The 19,314-nt window shown below is 70.6% G+C and carries 19 protein-coding genes and 1 tRNA gene; 16 read left to right on the top strand and 4 right to left on the bottom strand.

Annotated features, from left to right (window positions below):
• Nucleotides 1-65: 65 nt before the first annotated feature.
• Both ASD23_RS18130 and ASD23_RS18125 read right to left on the bottom strand, forming a co-directional pair.
• Entirely contained in the window at nucleotides 66-362 is a 297-nt protein-coding gene (locus ASD23_RS18130) for a hypothetical protein (protein ID WP_056014772.1), read from the bottom strand.
• Nucleotides 363-578: 216 nt separating this feature from the next.
• Nucleotides 579-1,826 carry a Na+/H+ antiporter NhaA gene (locus tag ASD23_RS18125; protein ID WP_442854330.1) on the bottom strand — a complete coding sequence of 416 codons (1,248 nt, stop codon included), beginning with the start codon at nucleotides 1,824-1,826 and terminating at the stop codon, nucleotides 579-581.
• 131 nt (nucleotides 1,827-1,957) lie between these two features.
• Here ASD23_RS18125 and ASD23_RS18120 point away from each other — a divergent pair, with 131 nt between their 5' ends.
• From ASD23_RS18120 to ASD23_RS18065, 12 genes are all read left to right on the top strand, one after another.
• Entirely contained in the window at nucleotides 1,958-2,662 is a 705-nt protein-coding gene (locus ASD23_RS18120) for a LysE family transporter (RefSeq protein WP_056014769.1), read from the top strand.
• Nucleotides 2,663-2,724: 62 nt separating this feature from the next.
• On the top strand, nucleotides 2,725-3,378 hold the full coding sequence (locus tag ASD23_RS18115) for a MazG family protein (protein ID WP_056014766.1): 654 nt from the start codon (nucleotides 2,725-2,727) through the stop codon (nucleotides 3,376-3,378).
• A gap of 76 nt (nucleotides 3,379-3,454) precedes the next feature.
• Nucleotides 3,455-3,895: a DUF6841 family protein gene (locus tag ASD23_RS18110; RefSeq protein ID WP_056014763.1), complete on the top strand. Its 441-nt coding sequence runs from the start codon at nucleotides 3,455-3,457 to the stop codon at nucleotides 3,893-3,895.
• A 77-nt stretch (nucleotides 3,896-3,972) separates the two neighbouring features.
• Nucleotides 3,973-5,241, top strand: a complete 1,269-nt coding sequence (hisS, locus tag ASD23_RS18105) for a histidine--tRNA ligase (protein ID WP_056015032.1) — start codon at nucleotides 3,973-3,975, stop codon at nucleotides 5,239-5,241.
• 101 nt (nucleotides 5,242-5,342) lie between these two features.
• Nucleotides 5,343-6,623 carry a phosphopyruvate hydratase gene (gene eno / locus ASD23_RS18100; protein ID WP_056014760.1) on the top strand — a complete coding sequence of 427 codons (1,281 nt, stop codon included), beginning with the start codon at nucleotides 5,343-5,345 and terminating at the stop codon, nucleotides 6,621-6,623.
• A 78-nt stretch (nucleotides 6,624-6,701) separates the two neighbouring features.
• The gene (locus ASD23_RS19370; protein WP_235507810.1) at nucleotides 6,702-7,457 is read left to right on the top strand and encodes an FtsB family cell division protein; all 756 of its coding nucleotides are present in this window, start codon (nucleotides 6,702-6,704) and stop codon (nucleotides 7,455-7,457) included.
• Nucleotides 7,454-8,008: a DUF501 domain-containing protein gene (locus tag ASD23_RS18090; RefSeq protein ID WP_056014757.1), complete on the top strand. Its 555-nt coding sequence runs from the start codon at nucleotides 7,454-7,456 to the stop codon at nucleotides 8,006-8,008. Before ASD23_RS19370 ends, ASD23_RS18090 begins: the two co-directional genes overlap by 4 nt.
• Nucleotides 8,005-9,339 carry a S8 family serine peptidase gene (locus tag ASD23_RS18085; protein WP_235507809.1) on the top strand — a complete coding sequence of 445 codons (1,335 nt, stop codon included), beginning with the start codon at nucleotides 8,005-8,007 and terminating at the stop codon, nucleotides 9,337-9,339. Before ASD23_RS18090 ends, ASD23_RS18085 begins: the two co-directional genes overlap by 4 nt.
• A 49-nt stretch (nucleotides 9,340-9,388) precedes the next feature.
• Nucleotides 9,389-10,792 carry an NAD(P)/FAD-dependent oxidoreductase gene (locus ASD23_RS18080; RefSeq protein ID WP_056014754.1) on the top strand — a complete coding sequence of 468 codons (1,404 nt, stop codon included), beginning with the start codon at nucleotides 9,389-9,391 and terminating at the stop codon, nucleotides 10,790-10,792.
• Nucleotides 10,793-10,845: 53 nt separating this feature from the next.
• Nucleotides 10,846-10,919: transfer RNA gene (locus tag ASD23_RS18075), tRNA-Leu, on the top strand.
• Between the two features lie 62 nt (nucleotides 10,920-10,981).
• The gene (locus ASD23_RS18070; RefSeq protein WP_056014751.1) at nucleotides 10,982-12,163 is read left to right on the top strand and encodes a flavohemoglobin expression-modulating QEGLA motif protein; all 1,182 of its coding nucleotides are present in this window, start codon (nucleotides 10,982-10,984) and stop codon (nucleotides 12,161-12,163) included.
• Nucleotides 12,160-13,152, top strand: coding sequence for a glutathione synthase (locus tag ASD23_RS18065; RefSeq protein WP_056014748.1), 993 nt, complete (start codon nucleotides 12,160-12,162; stop codon nucleotides 13,150-13,152). Before ASD23_RS18070 ends, ASD23_RS18065 begins: the two co-directional genes overlap by 4 nt.
• 35 nt (nucleotides 13,153-13,187) lie before the next feature.
• Here ASD23_RS18065 and ASD23_RS18060 read toward each other — a convergent pair whose 3' ends face one another.
• Nucleotides 13,188-13,628 (bottom strand): iron chaperone, encoded by a 441-nt coding sequence (locus ASD23_RS18060; RefSeq protein WP_056014745.1) that lies wholly within the window; start codon nucleotides 13,626-13,628, stop codon nucleotides 13,188-13,190.
• A 153-nt stretch (nucleotides 13,629-13,781) separates the two neighbouring features.
• The gene (locus ASD23_RS18055; protein ID WP_056014742.1) at nucleotides 13,782-14,708 is read right to left on the bottom strand and encodes a Ppx/GppA phosphatase family protein; all 927 of its coding nucleotides are present in this window, start codon (nucleotides 14,706-14,708) and stop codon (nucleotides 13,782-13,784) included.
• Between the two features lie 85 nt (nucleotides 14,709-14,793).
• On the opposite strand from ASD23_RS18055, the gene ASD23_RS18050 reads away from it, so the two are divergent.
• Genes ASD23_RS18050 through ASD23_RS18035 form a run of 4 tightly spaced genes read left to right on the top strand, consistent with a single transcriptional unit; the run spans nucleotide 14,794 to nucleotide 19,286 of the window.
• Nucleotides 14,794-15,390, top strand: coding sequence for a TetR/AcrR family transcriptional regulator (locus ASD23_RS18050; RefSeq protein ID WP_056014739.1), 597 nt, complete (start codon nucleotides 14,794-14,796; stop codon nucleotides 15,388-15,390).
• Nucleotides 15,387-16,667, top strand: coding sequence for an MFS transporter (locus tag ASD23_RS18045; protein ID WP_056014736.1), 1,281 nt, complete (start codon nucleotides 15,387-15,389; stop codon nucleotides 16,665-16,667). The genes ASD23_RS18050 and ASD23_RS18045 overlap by 4 nt, the downstream gene beginning before the upstream one ends.
• A complete protein-coding gene (locus ASD23_RS18040; protein ID WP_056014734.1) occupies nucleotides 16,667-17,914 on the top strand; it encodes an amino acid deaminase/aldolase in 1,248 nt (415 codons plus the stop codon). The genes ASD23_RS18045 and ASD23_RS18040 overlap by 1 nt, the downstream gene beginning before the upstream one ends.
• A gap of 58 nt (nucleotides 17,915-17,972) precedes the next feature.
• Nucleotides 17,973-19,286: a D-arabinono-1,4-lactone oxidase gene (locus tag ASD23_RS18035; RefSeq protein WP_056014729.1), complete on the top strand. Its 1,314-nt coding sequence runs from the start codon at nucleotides 17,973-17,975 to the stop codon at nucleotides 19,284-19,286.
• Nucleotides 19,287-19,314 lie beyond the last annotated feature (28 nt).

The following is a 19,314-nucleotide window of genomic DNA, read 5'->3' as shown; positions in this document are numbered from 1 at the left end:
GCCCGCGGATCCGAACCTGCGCAGAGCTCCGAGATCGTGGTGAAGCAGCTCGACGCGGCCGTCGGCTAGACCTTCAGGTGGCCCCACTCGGCGAGGAACTCCTCGACCGACATCTGCTCGAGGTCGGTGTTGATCGCCCGCAGCAGGGCATCGGCCTCGTCGAGCGATCCGGCGCGCGTGCGGATCACCGGAGCATCGGTACTCGTGCGCAGCACGACGAGATCGGCGACCGACGGCCCACCGAGACCCGTCGCCTCGCCCGCGATGAGCAGTGCGGCGTGCCACGCCTTGCCGAGCCCGCGACGGCGGATCTCGTGCAGCTCGGCGCGAAGGAATCGGGCGGCGGGCGTGCGGTCGCTCATCCATCCAGTCTGGTGCATCGCCCCGCCCCCCCCCGCCTCACCCACCACAGGCCACGGTCCGCCACAGGCCACAGGCCACAGGCCACAGGCCACGGGCCACAGGCCACGGTCCGCCACAGGCCACGGTCCGCCACACGATCGGAGATCCGCACAGCTTCGGACCCGAACCGTCCGATGGCTCCGAGATTGCGCATGTCCGTGCGGGCGCGGGTCGGCTCAGCGCGAGAACGCCCCGCCGACGCCGGCGTGGCCGCCGTGCCGCTTGTAGTGGCGCGAGCGCAGACTCACGACGATCGCCGAGACGACGATCGCGATGCCCGAGCCGAGCAGCACGGCGAGGGTGCCCTCGTCGGCGACCTCGGGCAGCCCGACGAACGCCAACTCGTTCATGAGCAGCGACACCGTGAAGCCGATGCCGCCGAGCGCACCGATGACGAAGAGGTCGCCGAGCGTCAGCGGGGTGCCCGTTCGCCGACGCACGACGAGCGCACCGAGGCCGCCCGCGAGCATGATGCCCACGATCTTGCCGACCGGCAGCCCGATGAGGATGCCCCAGAACGCGGGGTCGAGCTCGCTCGGCTGCACCTGCGGCACGGCGACCATCGCCGCCGAGAACGCGAAGAGCGGCAGGATCACGCCGTTCGACCACGGCTCGAGGGTGTGCACCGCCCGCCCGCCGGGACGGCGGGCCATGACGAGGCCGAGGGCCACGCCCGCGATCGTCGCGTGCACCCCCGACTGGTAGACGAAGTACCACGCGAGCACGCCGAGCACGATCAGCACGACCACGATCGGCCACTGCGGCTTTCGCGAGAGGATCCACGCCGAGCGCGGCTTCATGATGCGGCTCACGGCGCCGAACAGGGCGATGGCGATGCCCGCGAAGCCGAGCGAGGCGAGGTCGGCGTCGGCGGTGAAGAAGAAGGCGATGATGAGGATCGCGATGAGGTCGTCGAGCACGGCGAGGGCGAGGAGGAACACCCGCACCCGCGTCGGGATCCACGTGCCGAACATGGCGAGCACCCCGAGGGCGAACGCGATGTCGGTCGCCGTGGGGATGGGCCATCCGTCGACCGTCTCGGTGCCGGCCGTGAACGCGAAGAAGATGAGGGCGGGCACGACGACGCCGCCGACTGCGGCGATCGCCGGCAGCAGGGCTTTCGACAGGCTGTTGAGCTCGCCGATGACGAGTTCGCGCTTCAGCTCGACCGCGACGATGAAGAAGAAGATCGCGAGCAGCCCGTCGCTGATCCAGTGGCCGGCCGAGAGGTCGAGGCCGAGCCAGGGGAGGTCGATGTGCGCGTTCTTCAGGTCGATCAGCGCCGGCCCGAACGAGAGGTTCGCGACCAGGAGGCCGAGCACGGCGGCGATGAGGAGGAGGGCGGCGGCCCAGCGCTCGGAGCGGAGGAAGTTCATGTCGGACTCCAGTACGTGCACGAGCTGCGTGAGGAGCGCGTGCGACAAGGCGGAACGGTGACGACGGTCTCCCGTCGGCCGACCAGACTTCCCGGCACTCCTCCGAGCAGTCTACGGGCGGAGGGCAGTCCGCCCGGGCGGCGCGCCTGGGCTGGGCCGTCCACGCCTACGCTGGTGCGGTGCAACTCTCGCTCTGGGCGACGCTCCTCGCCGCGTGCTTCGTCATCAGCTTCACCCCGGGCGCGGGCGCGATCAACACGATGGGCAACTCCCTGAACGTCGGCTTCCGACGCTCGATCTGGGGCATCCTCGGCCAGCAGGCCGCGCTCATCGTGCACATCCTCATCGTCGCCGCCGGTCTCGGCGTCCTCGTCGCGGGGTCGCCCCTCGCGTTCGAGGTGATCCGGTACGCGGGAGCCGCGTACCTCGTGTACCTCGGCATCCGGCAACTGCTCGCGAAGCCGCAGCCGCCGGCCGCCGCTGACGACGGCGGCGCGGAGGACGGCGAGGGCGACGCCGACGGCGTCGACACGAACGAGGGCGAACCGGATGACGCGCGGCAGGCGCCAGCCGGGAGCGCAGAGTCGCGCTGGTCGATGTTCCGCAGGGGCCTCTGGGTGAATCTCCTGAATCCGAAGGCGATCGTCTTCTTCCTCGCCTTCCTGCCGCAGTTCATCCGTCCCGAGCAGCCGCTCCTGCCGCAATACCTGATCGTCGGGCTGACGGTCGTGGTGGTCGACGTGATCGTGATGTGGGGCTTCTTCGCGGTGGCGGCGCACGGCCTGCGGAGGTTCACCGGTTCGGTGCGCGGTCAGCGCGTGCTGAACAGCGTCTTCGGATCGCTGTTCATCGGGGTGGGCGTGCTCCTCGCCGTCGTGCACTGAGACCCGCGCGGAGGGCCCATCCGAACGACACCTTTCCGACCGACGCCACCTAGGCTGCCGGTATGAGCGCAGCGCACCCAGGACTGGACGAACTCATCGACACCGTGGCCCTGCTCCGTGCACCGGGCGGGTGCCCGTGGGATGCGGATCAGACCCACGAGAGTCTCGTGCAGTACCTCGTCGAGGAGAGCTGGGAACTCATCGACGCGATCGAGTCGGGCAGTCGTGAAGAGATGATCGAGGAGCTCGGCGACGTGCTCTACCAAGTGCTCTTCCACGCCGACCTCGCCGCCCACACCGACGGCGAGCGCTTCGACATCGACGACGTCGCCCGTCACATGACGGCCAAGATGGTGTCGCGGCATCCGCACGTCTTCGGCGATCGAGAGGCCGAGACCGCAGCCGACGTGGTCGCCTTCTGGGACGACCTGAAGGCCGATGAGAAGCCGCACCGCACAAGCGTGCTCGACGGCATCCCGCGCGGCATGCCGGCGCTCGCGCTCGCGCAGAAGGTGCTCGGCAAGGCCGAGAAGGTGGGCGTGACGGATGCCTCGGCGCTCGCCTCGCCCGCGACGGAGGACGAGCTCGGCCGAGCGTTGCTCGGCCTCGTGGCATCCGCCCGTTCGCAGGGCCTCGACGCCGAACGGGCGCTTCGCACCGCCGTGCGCGCCCTCGAAGACGAGGTTCGCGGCGCCGAGGCGTCGCGCACCGGCTGACGCGCCGACGCGACGCTCGCGGATGCCTCGGCGCAGGCGTAGCGTCGGACGGAACCCGACTCCCGAGGGAGGACGCATGGGCATCGAGGACTGGCGGCTCGAGGAGTTCTTCGACGCGTACGGCGAGGCGCAGCGCGACTTCGACGCCGATGCCACCGCGCGGCTCTGGGGGCTGCCGGGCATGGTGATCACCGACGAGTTCGCGGGCGCGCTCGAGAGCCGCGCCGACATGGCGGCCGGGCTCTCGTCGTCGTATCCGCTCTATCGCCGGCTCGGCTTCGCGGGGATCGTGCCCGAACTGCGGGCGGTGAGCTCGCTCACCGACGTGCTGTCGCTGGTGCGCGTGCGCTGGAGCTACCTCGACGCGGACGACGAGCTGATCGTCACGAGCGACGTCGAGTACCTCGTGCGCGACGATGCCGACGGGCTCCGCATCTACGTCGCCGTCGGCATCGACGAGGCCGACGCGCTGCGGAGGGCGGCGGCGGCCAAGGGGATCGAGCTCGACGCGGATTGAGCGGCGGGCGCCTCCGCGCTCACGGCGCCGAGGGCGTGCGCCGCGAACCCCGTCGCCGTGCTGGAAGAATGGTCGCCATGGCTGCATCCGTCACCCCTCCGCGCGGCATGCGCGACTTCCTCCCGGCCGAGAAGGCCCGTCGCGAGCACGCACTCGGCGTGATCCGCGGGGTGTACGCGGCGCACGGCTTCGACGAGATCGAGACGCCCGTGATGGAGGACTCGTCGCGCCTCCACGCCGGTCTCGGCGGCGACAACGAGAAGCTCGCCTTCGCCGTCATGAAGCGCGCGCTCAGCGCCGACGACCTCGCGCGAGCCGCGGCATCCGGCGACGCGCTCTCGCTCGCCGACCTCGGCTTGCGCTACGACCTCACGGTGCCGCTCGCGCGGTTCTACGCCACGCATCGGGCTGCGCTCCCGCCCGTGTTCCGCTCGATCCAGATCGCGCCCGTGTGGCGCGCCGAGCGCCCGCAGAAGGGCCGCTACCGCCAGTTCGTGCAGTGCGACATCGACATCATCGGCGAGGCGGGCTCGCTCGCCGAACTCGAGCTGCTCACCGCGACCGTCGCGACGCTCGACGCGCTCGGCCTCTCGGGGTGCACGATCCGTCTCAACGACCGGCGCATCCTCGCCGGCATCCTCGGCTCGTGGGGGGTCGCCGACGAACTGCGCGAGCGCGCGCTCATCACGATCGACAAGCTCGACAAGATCGGCACCGGGGGAGTGGCGGCCGAGCTCGCCGAGCTCGGCATCGTCACGGGCGATGCGGATGTCGCGGCCGAGCTCGAGGCGCTCACGAATGCCGACTGGCACCTCGCCGACGGCGTCGTTCCGCCGCCGAGCTGGCTCGACCGCGACGCCTACGCCGACCTGCTCGCGCTGCGCGCAGCGCTGCCCGACGCGGCCATCGAGTTCGATCCCACCCTCGTGCGCGGCATGGGCTACTACACGGGCACGATCTTCGAGATCGCGCACCCCGACTACGGCTACTCGCTCGGCGGCGGCGGCCGGTACGACGGCATGATCGGCCGCTTCCTCGGCCAGGAGGTGCCCGCGTGCGGCTTCTCGATCGGCTTCGAGCGCATCGTCGACCTGCTCGCCGTGCGCGACGAGGAGCGCCCGCGCGCGGTCGTGCTCGTCTACGACGCGGATGTCCCGGCCGGGCGCCTGCTCGCGCTGAAGCAGGAGCTCGTGGCATCCGGTGCTCGTGTGCGTCTCGAGCGCCGCGTGAAGAACCTGCGCGCCCTGCTCGACCGGGTGACCGCCGACGGATTCGACGCCTTCGCGCAGGTCGGCGCCGAGACGACGGATGCCGCGTCGCTCGCGTTCCGCGAGCTGGGCGAGTAGCTCTCGCGCCGCAAGCACGAGACATCCTCGACCTCTAGACTGGCTGGCGGATCACGACGGGGTCATCCGCTGCATACCCACCCATCACAGAGGAGTTCACTGTGGCAATCATCGAAGCTGTAGGCGCACGCGAGATTCTCGACTCGCGCGGCAACCCGACCGTCGAGGTCGAGGTGCTGCTCGACGACGGCTCGCTGGCCCGCGCCGCGGTGCCCTCGGGCGCATCGACCGGTGCCTTCGAGGCGTACGAGCTGCGCGACGGCGACAACGACCGCTACCTCGGCAAGGGCGTGCAGAAGGCCGTCGACGCCGTGCTCGACGACCTCGGCCCCGCCATCGAAGACCTCGACGCCGCCGACCAGCGCCTCGTCGACGCCGCCCTCATCGAGGCCGACGGCACCGACAACAAGAGCCGGCTCGGCGCCAACGCCATCCTCGGCGTGAGCCTCGCGGTCGCGAAGGCCGCGGCCGACTCGGCCGACCTGCCGCTCTTCCGCTACCTCGGCGGCCCGAACGCCCACGTGCTGCCCGTGCCGATGATGAACATCATCAACGGCGGCGCGCACGCCGACACCGGCGTCGACATCCAGGAGTTCATGGTGCTGCCGATCGGCGCGCCGAGCTACTCCGAGGGCCTCCGCTGGGGCGTCGAGACCTACCACGCGCTGAAGAGCCTGCTGAAGGCCAAGGGCCTCTCGACCGGCCTCGGCGACGAGGGCGGCTTCGCTCCCGACTTCGCGCACAACCGCGCGGCGCTCGACTTCATCTCCGAGGCGATCGAGAAGGCCGGCTTCAAGCTCGGCACCGACCTCGCGCTCGGCCTCGACGTCGCGGCGAGCGAGTTCTACGAGAACGGCGTCTACAAGTTCGAGGGCAAGGACCGCACGTCGGCCGAGATGAACGCGTACTACGCGGAACTGGCCGCCGCGTACCCGCTCGTGTCGATCGAGGACCCGCTCGACGAGTCCGACTGGGACGGATGGGCCGCCCTCACCGCCGAGCTCGGCACGAAGCTGCAGCTCGTCGGCGACGACCTCTTCGTCACCAACCCGAAGCGCCTCGCCGAGGGCATCGCGAAGAAGACCGGCAACTCGATCCTCGTCAAGGTGAACCAGATCGGCACGCTGACCGAGACCCTCGACGCCGTCACGCTCGCGCAGCGCTCGGGCTACACCGCCGTCATGTCGCACCGTTCGGGTGAGACCGAGGACACGACGATCGCCGACCTCGCCGTCGCGACCGACTGCGGTCAGATCAAGACGGGCGCGCCCGCCCGGAGCGAGCGGGTCGCCAAGTACAATCAGCTTCTGAGGATCGAAGAGGAACTCGGTGAGGCCGCGGTGTACGCCGGCCGCACGGCGTTCCCCCGCTACACGGCCTGAGCAGCATCGCATGTGACGGGGGCGGCCGAGTGGCCGCCCCCGTCCTCGCGTATCCGGGTGGCATGACGAGGAGGGGCGATGCGAGACGACACCGGTCGCTCCGGCCGCGTTCCCAAGCGTCCGACCGTGCCCACCCCGAAGCCCGCTGCGAAGCGCGGAGCCACGCCGGCCGCAGGTTCGAAGGCGTCGGCCGCGAAGCCGGGCACCGCGAAGTCCACCTCCGCGAAGGCGTCCACGCCGAAGGCGTCATCGGCGAAGCCGGGTGCATCCGCGAAGGCCGCCTCCGGCGCCGGCAGGAAGCCCTCGGCGCCCGCGGCCGGTCGGACCCCCGACCAGCAGGGCACCGCCGCCCGATCGGGCTGGCTCAGCGGCATCCGATTCTCAGGTTTCTCCCTCATCATGATGGGAGTACTCGTGCTCGCCGTCGTGGTGCTCGCGCCGACGATCGCGGCCTTCGCACAGCAGCGGCAGCAGATCGCCGAGCTCCGCGCCGCCGTCTCCGCACAGGAGGAGGAGGTGCAGCGCTTGCGCGATGAACGCGAACGCTGGAACGACGACACGTTCATCGTGACCCAGGCGCGCGAGCGCCTGTACTACGTGATGCCGGGCGAGGTGAGCTACCTCGTCATCGACGACCGAACGGCAGCGGCGAAAGCGGATGCCACGGCCGAGGTCTCGGCCGACGTGACCGAATCGAAGGGCGACTGGATGACCACCCTGCTCGACTCGGTGTTCACCGCGGGCCTCGCCCCCGATGCGGTGCCGCCGACCGACCCGGCCACCGACCCCACGACCCCGCCGCCCGCCGCCCCACCCGCCGAGGAGACCCGATGACCCGCCCGCCCTTCGAACCGGTGAGCGAGCGCGACGTGCGCATCGTCTCGGCGCAGCTCGGACGCCCGGCACGCGACGTCGTCGGCATCGCGGCGCGCTGCGTGTGCGGCGCTCCCACGGTCGTCGCCACGGCGCCGCGCCTGACCGACGGCACGCCGTTCCCGACCTTCTACTACCTCTCGCACCCGACGGCGACCGCCGCGATGTCGTTCCTCGAGGCCGCCCAGCTCATGGTCGAGTGCACCGAACTCCTCGCTGCCGACGCCGAAGTCGCCGAGGCCTACGGCCGCGCCCATCGCGACTACCTCGCCGACCGCGAGTCGATCGCCGTCGTGCCCGAGCTCGCCGGCATCTCCGCGGGCGGCATGCCCACGCGCGTGAAGTGCCTGCACGCGCTCGTCGCGCATTCGCTCGCCGCCGGCCCCGGGGTGAACCCGATGGGCGACATCGCGCTCGAGCGCTCGACCTGGTCGCCCGACGTCTGCCGCTGTCCCGACTACGGCGTCGACGAGGCGCCCTCGCTCGAGACCGCCGAGGAGCCCATCGAGTGAACCCGTCGACGCGCCCGCACCGCTCCGAACGCGCCTCGCGTTCCGGGCGATCCGGTCGCGCCCGCCGCCCGCTGGCGTTCGTCGTGCGCGCCACCGCGACGCTCGCGGCGGCGACGATGCTCGCGCTCGCGGGAGCCGGGGCCGCGCGAGCCGACCTCGTGCGCGACTACGAGTACTGGCTCGCCGACTACGGCTTCACGACGGCGTGGAACACCACGAAGGGCGACGGCGTCACGGTCGCCGTCATCGACACGGGCGTCAACGGCAACGTCGCCGAGCTCCGCGGCACCGTCGTCGGCGGCACGGATGTCTCGGGCCTCGGCACCCCCGACGGCCAGACGCCCGTCGGGGACGACGACACCCACGGCACCATGGTCGCGGGCCTGCTCGCCGGTCGCGGCACGGGGGAGGGCAGCGGGGTCATCGGCACGGCGCCCGAGGCCGACCTGCTCACGGTCTCGGTGGCATTCGGCCAGGACACGGGCGCTGCGAAGTCGAACGACGACCAGATCGCCGAGGCGGTGCGTTGGGCGGTCGACAACGGCGCCGACGTGATCAACATGTCGCTCACGCGCAACACCCCCGATTGGCCCGAGAGCTGGGACGACGCGTTCATGTACGCGTTCGATCACGACGTCGTCATCGTCGCGGCCGCGGGCAACCGGGGCAGCGGCACGAGCCAGGTCGGGGCGCCCGCCACGATTCCCGGCGTGCTGACCGTCGCCGGTGTCGACAAGGCCAAGAACGCGAGCCTCGACGCGAGTTCGCAGGGCATCACGATCGCGGTGGCCGCGCCCAGCGAAGACCTCGTCGGCGTGCTGCCCGACGGCAGCCACGTGCAGTGGGACGGCACGAGCGGTGCCGCCCCGATCGTGACCGGCCTCGTCGCGCTGATCCGCTCCGAATACCCCGACCTCGACGCGGCGAACGTCATCAACCGACTCATCACGACGGCCGACCCCAACGGCCAGACGGTGCCGAGCGCCCTCTACGGGTACGGCCTCATCGATCCGGTGGCCGCACTCGAGTCGAATGTCCCGAAGGTGGACGAGAATCCGCTCGGCAGCCTGGCCGACTGGATCACGCTGCATCGGCGTGCCGAGGTCGAGGCGCCCGACGAGGGAAGCAGCGTCGACCAGCCCATCGTGCCGATCGCCGACCCGCCGCTGCCTCGATCCGACGGTGCGCAGACGCTCCTTCCGACCCAGTGGACGCTGGCCTACATCACGGTGCCGCTCTCACTGGTCGCAGGGTTTGGTACGCTAGCAGCGCTGTTGGGCATCGGCGCCACTCGGCATACCAAGCGGACTGTCCGCATTCGCGAGCAGTGATCGCACGCAAATCAGCCCGCACGTCCCAAAACTGAGGAGTCCATTCACCGTGCCCAAGATTCTCATCGTCGGCGGTGGCTATGCGGGGTTCTACACGGCGTGGAAGCTCGAGAAGTGGTTGCGTGCCGGCGAGGCAGAGGTCACGATCGTCGACCCGCTGCCGTACATGACGTACCAGCCCTTCCTTCCCGAGGTGGCTGCAGGGTCGATCGAGCCGCGCCACTCGGTGGTCGCGCAGCGTCGCCACCTGAAGAAGACCAACGTGGTGACCGCGAAGGTCACGCACATCGATCACGCGGCCAAGACCGCGACGATCACGCCCGAACTCGGTGAGCCGTGGCAGTTCGACTACGACGTCGTCGTGGTCACCGGCGGCGCCGTGTCGCGCACCTTCCCGATCCCGGGCATCGCCGACAACGCGATCGGCCTGAAGTCGGTCGAAGAGGCCGTCGCGATCCGCGACCGCGTGCTCACGAACTTCGACAAGGCCTCGAACCTCCCCCCGGGCCCCGAGCGCGAGCGCCTGCTCACCTTCGTGGTCGTCGGCGGCGGCTTCGCCGGCATCGAGGTGTTCGCCGAGCTCCGCTCGTTCGCGAGCTCGCTGCTCGAGTACTACCCGCAGCTCACGTTCGACGAGACGCATTTCCACCTCATCGAGGCCATGGGGCGCATCATGCCCGAGGTGTCGCTCGAGACGAGCCACTGGGTCATCAAGCACCTCGCTCAGCGCGGCGCCGAGATCCACCTCGACACGCAACTCACGAGCGCGGTCGACGGCGTCATCGAGCTGTCGACCGGTGAGAGCTTCGAGACCGACCTCATCGTCTGGACCGCCGGTGTCATGGCGAACCCCGCGATCGTGCGTTCGAGCGACCTCCCCGTCGAGGAGCGCGGCCGCATCAAGACCCGTGCCGACCTGCGCGTCGGCGACGACGACGACTTCGTGGCCGACGCCTGGGCCGCCGGCGACATCGCCGCCGTCCCCGACCTCACCGGCGGCGGCGTCGGCGGCTACTGCGTGCCGAACGCGCAGCACGCCGTGCGTCAGGGCAAGCTGCTCGCGAAGAACATCGTCGCGGTCCTGCGCGGCGAGGAGCCGAAGCAGTACTTCCACAAGAACCTGGGTGCGGTCGCCGGCCTCGGCGTCGGCTCGGGCGTCTTCCAGTCGGGCAAGCTCGCGATCAAGGGCCTCCCGGCCTGGTTCGCGCACCGCGGGTACCACGGTCTGGCGATGCCCAGCTGGGAACGCAAGTTCCGCGTCTTCTGGGGCTGGTGGAACAACTTCTGGCTCGGCCGCGACATCGTCTCGCTGAGCGCCGTTCAGCAGCCGCGCGCCCAGTTCGAGCTGTTCGCCGCTCGTCCGAAGCCGCCGGCCGTCGAGGCGCCCGCGCCCGCTGCCTCACCCGCGAAGTCGGAGAAGCCGGCGAAGCAGGAGGCCGTCGCCGCCAAGTAGCGACGTCCCCTGACTAGGCTGTGACGCGGCGTCGCCCTTCGGGGCGGCGCCGCGCTCCCGTAGCCCAATCGGCAGAGGCAGGCGACTTAAACTCGCCTCAGTCTGGGTTCGAATCCCAGCGGGAGCACCGAAGAAGCTCGGCCGCGCAAGGGGGTGGGAACCACCGGCACGCGTTGGTATCTTCGTGACATGTCGTCATACCCGGAGCGGCTGGCACCCGCGCTCGACATCGACGCCCGACTCACCGAGATCGAGCGACGGGTGAACCTGCTCGTCAACACCACGCCCCTCAATGCCGCCGAGGCGTGGGCGGACTTCGAACGCAGCGACTTCGGCACGGCCCCGACGCTGCGGCTGCGACCGTTGGACTTCGACCCCGACCTGGCGCAGCGGGACCTGTACGACCTCGAGGTCGAGAACGTCGACGATCCGGCGCTGCACACGCTCTTCCGGGCGAAGCGGGACGAGATCGCCCGGCAGATCACCGCGCTGGAGGACCGCGACACGTCACGGTTCCTCTACGGCTCGCTCCAGCTGTACGGAACCGTGGCCCCTCCGCTGGCGGCTGCGGCGGAGGAGCTGCTCGAGACGATCCCCCCGCAGGCGCCCAGCACCCAGACCGTCACGGCCGGGGCTTTCGCCGACGCCGCCCGTGCGGAGTTCGAGCGCTACCGCGCCGTGTACCCCGACTTCCCTGTTCGTGTCGAGGTGCGGGACGACGTCTCCGAGCTGATGGTGTCGTTCGGGAGCCTGCTCATCCCGGAGTCCGCCGCCTTCCGGGCCGACCGGGTCGAAGCGCTGCTCCACCACGAGGTCGGCACCCACGTCGTCACATTCCAGAACGGTGCCCGGCAGCCGCTGAAGCTGTTGACCATCGGCCTGCCCGGCTACGACGAGACGCAGGAGGGCCTCGCCGTGCTCGCCGAGTACCTGACCGGCGGGTTGGACCCGCGGCGGCTGCGCGTGCTCGCGGCGCGAGTGGTCGCCGTCGGCAAGATGCTCGAGGGTGCAGGCTTCGTCGAGATCTTCGAGTCGCTGCGAGCCGACCATCGCATCCCGGCGCGCACCGCGTGGTCGATCGCCATCCGGGTCGTCGTCGGAGGGGGCTCGGTGAAGGACGCGATCTACCTGCGGGGCATCACGCGCATCATCGACGCCCTGGCTGAGGGCAGCACGCTCGACGTGCTGCTCGTGGGAAAGCTCGCGCTCGACCACATCCCCCTGGTGCAGGACCTGCTCGACCGCGAGGTGCTCCACCCACCGTGGGTTCGGCCGCGCTGGCTCGACGTGCCCGGTGCACAGGAGCGCCTGGAGAAACTGCGCGCGGGCGCGCAGGTGACCGACCTCTACGAGGGAGACGTGGCGGCATGAGACTGGCATTCCTCGTCAACGACGTCGATACCGAGGTCGACGAGTACACGACCACGCGACTCGCCAGGGCCGCAGCCAGGGGAGGCCACGAGACCTGGTACATCGGCGTCGGAGACCTCGAGCTCGGCAGCAGCGACGGACTCTTCGCGGCCATGGCTCGCGCTGCGAGGTGGGAGAGCGACGACACCCTCGCGAGCTTCATGAAGCGCATCAAGGCGCGCGACGCCGAGCGGATCGTGATGGACGACCTGGATGCGCTCGTCCTGCGCAACGAGTCGATCGACGACCTGCAGGAGCGTCCCTGGGCCAGCCCGATGGGCGTGGTGTTCGGACAGATGCTCGCGGAGCGAGGCGTGACGGTGGTGAACGACCCGGGCACCCTGCATCGCGCGACCAGCAAGCTCTACCTGGAGGAGTTCCCCGAGACGGTCAGGCCCCGGTCGCTCGTGACACGGAACAAGCAGGCGATCGAGCGGTTCGTGGACGAGGTCGGCCACTGCGTCGTCAAACCGCTGTACGGGGCCAAGGGACGCAACGTCTTCATGATCGACGGCCCGGGGGAGACCAACCTCGCGCAGATGACGGAGGCGGTCCTGCAGGACGGCTACGCCATCATCCAGGAGTTCATCGACGGAGCCGAGGACGGCGACGCCCGGATCTTCCTGCTCGAAGGCCGCATCCTCGAGCGCGACGGCAGGCCGGCCGCCTTCCGGCGCGTGCCCACCGGCAACGACCCGCGCGCCAACATCAGCACCGGCGGTCGGTCGGTGCCGCTCGAGATCGGCGAGGTCGAGCTCGGCATCGTCGAGGCCATGGGCGCCAAGCTCGTCGCCGACGGCATGTTCCTCGTGGGCATCGACGTGATCGGCGGCCACGTGGTGGAGATCAACGCGGAGAGTCCCGGCGGGTTCCAGAGCGTCGAGCGGCTCTACGACCTCGACATCGCCGAGACCGTCATCGAGGCCCTGGAGCGCCGCGCGAGCCCCTGAGCCGCATGCGGCTCGTGGAGGCTCGCGCGGTCACGTCAGCTGACGGCCTTGCGCACGATCTCGGTGACCTTCGCCTCGACCGCGGGTGTCCAGTTGCGCACCGCGAAACCGATGGGCCACAGGTCGCCGTCGTCGAGATTCGCCCGATCCTCGAAGCCGATGGTCGCGTAGCGGGTCTTGAACTTCGCGGCGGCCTGGATGAAGACGACGATCTTGCCCTCGGCGTTCGCGAAGCCCGGCATCCCGTAATACGTCTTCGGCACGAGGTCGGGTGCGACCTCGGTGACGACCTTGTAGAGGCCCTCGGCGAGCGACTTGTCCGCGGGCTCCATCTCGGCGATGGCGTCGAGCACCGCCTTGTCGCCGGCCGCCCGGTTCTTGCCGGCCTTCTCCTGGTCGCGGAGTTCCTTCGCGCGCTGCTTGACGGCGTCGCGCTCTTCCTTGCTCAGTCCTTGGGACGTATCTGCCTTCGCCATCTCGTGGTCCTTCCTCGGATCCTCATCGTCGCCGCCGCGTGGCGGGCCGTCGATGTCAGGCTAAGCGGGGGCGAATGCCTCGCGCTTCTCCATTCCTGATCGATGTCCAGCGTGTCGGAGTGCAGCGTGCCGGCACATCGGGTCGCTCCGGCGTCAGCTCAGCCGGTCGAGGCGCCGGAGGATGAGCCCCTCGCGGAGCGCCCACGGCGACACCTCGAGCTCGTCGACGCCGAAGGCGCGCATGGTCTCGGAGAGCACGACGGCGCCCGCCACGATCTGGAACGTGCGGTCGGCCGTGATGCCGGGCAGCGCCGGCCGCGCGTCGGCGGGGATGCGCGCGAGCCGCGGAGTCCAGTCGTCGAGGCCGTCGCGGGTCAGGATGCTGCGCTCGGTGTCGCCGAAGCCGTCTTCGACGCTCCCGGCGAGCCGGGCGAGCGAGCGGATGGTCTTCGACGAGCCGACGACGTGGTTCGGCGACGGCAGGGCCTTGAACGGCTCGACGGCCTCGGCGAGCACCTCGCGCGCATGGGCGCGCAGGCGCGCGACCTGTTCGAGGGAGGGCGGGTCGTCGGGCAGGAACGAGATGGTCGAGCGCCCGGCGCCGAGGGGCAGCGACCGCGCGACATCCGGTACCTCGTCGATGCCCTGCGCGATCTCGAGCGAGCCGCCGCCGATGTCGAAGAGCAGCAGGCGCCCGGCCGACCAGCCGTACCACCGGCGCACTGCGAGGTAGGTGAGCCGCGACTCGTCGTCGCCCGAGAGCACCTGCAGCCGCACGCCGGTGTCGCGTTCGACGAGGTCGAGCACGTCTTCGCCGTTCGCCGCCTCGCGGATGGCCGAGGTCGCGAACGCGAGCAGCTCCTCGATGCCGGCATCTCGCGCTGCGGATGCCGCTCCGCCGACCGCGGCGACGATGGCGGCGACGCCCTCCTCGCTGATGGCCCCGTCGGGCTCGAGGTAGCGCATGAGCCGCAGCACGGACTTGTGCGAGGCTGTCGGTATGGGGCGTGCGCCGGGGTGCGCTTCGACGACCAGCAAGTGCACCGTGTTGGAACCGACGTCGAGAACTCCGAGGCGCATGCTGCGAGCGTAACGGTTTTCGTGCATACTGATGCGACTGGGACGATCGTCCCACTTCAGTCGTCGATGGTGTCGAAGGAGTCGCATGGCCCGCATCCCCGCTTCAGAACGGCGCGCCGCGCTCGTGCAGGCGGCACTCCGTGTCGTGTCCCAGCGCGGAATCGCCCATGCCACCACCCGCGCGATCGTCGCGGAGGCAGGCATGTCGCTCGCGAGCTTCCACTACGCGTTCGACTCGCGCGACGAGCTCATCGACGAACTCATCACGACGGTCGTCGCTCGCGAGCAGGAGGCGGTGCTGCCCGACGACCTCCAGGGGCACGACATCCGCGACATGCTCGAGGCCGGGCTGCTGCGCTACTTCGACCACCTCCGCGCCGACCCCGAGCACGAGCAGGCGATGCTCGAACTCACGCAGTACGCGCTGCGCTCGCCCGATCGCCATCCGCTCGCCGTCGCCCAGTACGCCCGATACACCGAGCTCGGCGCTCGCTCCCTCGCGGCCGCCGCCGAGCTCGCAGGGGTCGTCTGGACCACGCCCGTCGAGCAGGTCGCCCGGGTGCTCATAGCCTTCACCGACGGGCTCACCCTCACGTGGCTCGTCACCCGCGACGACGACGTCGCACGCGCGGTCGCACACGCGGCCGCCGACGCCCTTTCGAGAATGGCCGAGCCCCGATGACGAGCCTCGATTCCGCGCCCCACCAGGCGCAGCCCACGACCGCCGCGCTGGGGGAGCCGGTCCGCCGGGTCTCCGCCGGCTGGATCGCCTCGTTCGCGACGGTCTGGCTCGGCATCTGGATGGCGCAGCTCACGCCCGTGCAGTTGCTGCTGCCCGCGCAGATCGACGCGCAACTCAAGCCCGACAACTGGGTCGACAGCGTCGTCGCGTTCGGCATCATCTCGGGCATCGCCGCCATCGCCACGATCATCGCGTATCCGCTGACGGGGGCGCTCTCCGACCGCACGACGTCGCGCTTCGGCCGTCGACGCCCGTGGATCGCGATCGGCGCCGTCGTCTTCGGCCTCTCGCTCGTGACGCTCGGCCAGCAGACCGAGATCTGGGCGATCGGGGCGACGTGGGTCGCGGCATCCGTCGGCTTCTGCATCATGACCGCCGCGCTCACCGCCACCATCTCCGACCAGGTGCCCGTGAACCAGCGCGGCTTCGTCTCGGGCTGGATGTCGGCGCCCCAGGCGGTCGGCATCATCGTCGGGCTCGTGCTCGTCACCGAACTCGTCACCGACGCCTCGCTCGGGTACATCCTGCTCGCGGTGATCCTCGTCGTGCTGGCGGTGCCGTTCCTCTTCCGGGCCGACCAGCCGCTCGCCCCGACCGAGCGCGTGCGCGTCACGGCCAAGGGCATCCTCAGCGGCTTCTGGATCAGCCCGCGCAAGCACCCCGACTTCGGCTGGACCCTGCTGAGCCGCGTGCTCGTCTCCGTCGGCAACGCGCTCGGCACGAGCCTGCTGCTCTACTTCCTGATGTTCCAGCTGAAGGACGAGAACGCCGAGGACGACCTGATCGTGCTCACGCTCATCTACATGGTGTTCGTGATCCTCGCCTCCCTCATCCTCGGCAAGCTCTCCGACAAGCTCGGCCGCCGGAAGCTCTTCGTCTTCATCGCCTCCGGCCTGCAGGGCGTCGCGGCCCTCATGCTCGGCCTGTTCCCCGACCTCACGGTCGCGATGGTCGGCGCGGGCCTCCTCGGCCTCGGCTACGGCTGCTTCCTCTCCGTCGACCAGGCGCTCGCGACGCAGGTGCTGCCCGACGCCGCGTCGCGCGGCAAAGACCTGGGCATCATGAACATCGCCTCGGCTGTGCCGCAGGCGATCGCGCCGATGATCGGAGCCGCGGCCGTCGTGGTCTCGGGTTCGTTCATGCTGGTCTTCCTCCTCGGCGCCGCCTTCTCGTTCGCCGGTGCATTCGCCGTCGCTCGTGTGCGGAGCGTGCGCTGATGACGATCGACCTGCGCAAGACCGGGTCACCGGTGTCGGATGCCGCCGACTGGCTGCGGCCCGAGAAGTACTGGCCGTCGCTGACCGCCGCCACCGCACACCTCGACGCCCCCGTCGGTGCACTGCACCTCGGGGCGCTGCGGCACAACGCCCTCGACATGCTGCGGCGCGCGAACGGCACGCCGATCCGCGTGGCCTCGAAGTCGCTCCGCGTGCGCGGCATCGTCGAGGCGCTCCTCGAGATGCCCGGCTACCACGGCGTGCTCGCCTACACGCTCGCCGAGGCGCTGTGGCTCGCCGAGACGGTCGACGACGTCGTGGTCGGCTACCCGACCGCCGAGCGCGCGTCGATCCGCCGGCTCGCGAGCGATGCCGAGCTCGCGAAGCGGGTGACGCTCATGGTCGACTCCCCGGCCCAGCTCGACCTCGTCGACGCGGTGCTGCCGCCCGGCAGGCGAGCATCCATCCGCGTGTGCCTCGAACTCGACGCCTCGTGGAACGCGCCGCTCCTCGGCCACCTCGGCGTGCGCCGCTCGCCCGTGCACGCGCCCGAGGACGCCGCCGCGCTCGCCGCGTACATCGTGAAGCGCCCCGGCTTCGAACTCGTGGGCATGATGGCCTACGAGGCCCAGATCGCGGGCGTCGTGAACCAGCCCGCCGGGCGCCCGGTCGACGGCGCCGTCAACCGCTGGATGCAGTCGCGCTCGATGCCCGAGCTGCGTGAGCGTCGCGGGCGCGCCGTGGCCGCCGTGCGCGAGATCGTGGAGCTCGAGTTCGTCAACGGCGGCGGCACCGGTTCGCTCGAGGCGACCCATGCCGACACGTCCGTGACCGAGATCGCGGCGGGCTCCGGCATCTTCGGCGGACACCTCTTCGACGGCTACCAGCACTTCACGCCAGCGCCGGCCGCGGCTTGGGCGCTCGACATCGTGCGTCGCCCGAGCCGCGAGCACGCCACGATCCTCGGCGGCGGCTGGATCGCCTCGGGGCCGCCCGCCGCCGATCGGCTGCCGAAGATCGTGTGGCCCGAGGGGCTCGTGATGGAGTCCCGCGAAATGGCCGGCGAGGTGCAGAGCCCCGTGAGCGGGCCGGCCGCCCGCGGCATGAAGGTCGGCGACCGCGTGTGGCTGCGTCACACGAAGTCGGGCGAGCTGGCCGAGCACCTGAACGAGTTCGCCCTGGTCGATGCGGGCGAGGTCGTCGACACCATCCCGACGTATCGGGGAGAAGGGAAGGCATTCCTGTGACGGTTCCGGGGGCCAGCTGGCACATGTGTACGGGTCGTGTGGGCATGGAGGCGCTTCAATGACAGCGACCGGAGCCACGTGGCGCAACTGGGGTCGCACGGAATCGGTGCGGCCCCTTCGCGTGGAGCGCCCGGCCACGGCGGAGGCGGTCCAGCGGGCGGTCGCGTCCGCCGCGGCATCCGGCCTGGCCATCAAGCCCGTCGGTTCGGGCCACAGCTTCACCGGCATCGCGGTCGCGCCGGGCGTGCAGCTCGACATGGCCGACGTCTCGGGCGTCGTCGATGCGGATGTCGCGACTGGCCGGGTCACGCTCGGCGCCGGCACCCGGCTGCACGACCTGCCCGAGCTGCTCGCACCCTACGGTCTCGCGCTCGCGAACATGGGCGACATCGACCGCCAGACGATCTCGGGCGCGACCTCGACGGGAACGCACGGCACCGGCCTCGGGTTCGGCGGTCTCGCGACGCAGATCGTCGCCGCGCGTCTCGTGACCGGCGCGGGCGAGCTCATCACCGTGAGCGAGACCGAGCGTCCCGAACTGCTGCCCGCCGTGCGCCTCGGCCTCGGCGCGCTCGGCGTGCTCGTCGACGTGACGCTCCAGCTCGTGCCGCGCTACGTGCTGCACGCGGTCGAGAAGCCAGAGCCGCTCGGCGAGGTGCTCGACGCCTGGGAGGAGCGGGTGCGCGGCGCCGACCACTTCGAGTTCTACTGGTTCCCGCACACCGAGGCGGCCCTGACGAAGACGAACACACGCCTGCCGGGCGATGCTCCGCGTCGTCCGCTCGGGCGCCTCTCGCGCTGGCTCGACGACGAGCTCCTCGCGAACGGCGCCTATCGCGGCGTCTGCGCCCTCGGCACGGTCGCTCCCGGCGTGGTGCCGGCGTTCGCGCGTCAGGTCGAGAAGCTCACGGGCGATCGCGACTTCGCCGACTTCTCGCCCCGGGTCTACGTCACGAACCGCACGGTGCGGTTCCGCGAGATGGAGTACGCGGTGCCGCTCGCGGCCGTGCCCGACGCCATGCGCGAGGTGCGTGCGCTCATCGAGCGGAAGGGCTGGCGCATCAGCTTCCCGATCGAGGTGCGGGCCGCGGCATCCGATGACAATTGGCTCTCGACCGCACACGGCCGCGAGTCGGGCTACATCGCCGTGCACCGCTACTACCGGGAGGACCCGACCGAGTACTTCGCCGCGGTCGAGGCGATCATGCGCGGTTACGGAGGCCGCCCGCACTGGGGCAAGATGCACTCGCGCGACGCCGATTCGCTGCGCGAGGTGTACCCGCGCTTCGACGACTTCCTGCGGGTGCGCGACGAGCTCGACCCCGAGCGCCGTTTCGCGAACCCGTACCTCGACCGGGTGCTCGGCGCCTAGGCACGCGACGACGAGGGGCGGATGCCGC

It is taken from the genome of Agromyces sp. Root1464 (assembly GCF_001427265.1).
GTDB classification, from domain to species: domain Bacteria; phylum Actinomycetota; class Actinomycetes; order Actinomycetales; family Microbacteriaceae; genus Agromyces; species Agromyces fucosus.
Note: the sequence above shows the minus strand (reverse complement) of the source record. Positions and strands in the feature narration are given on the sequence as shown.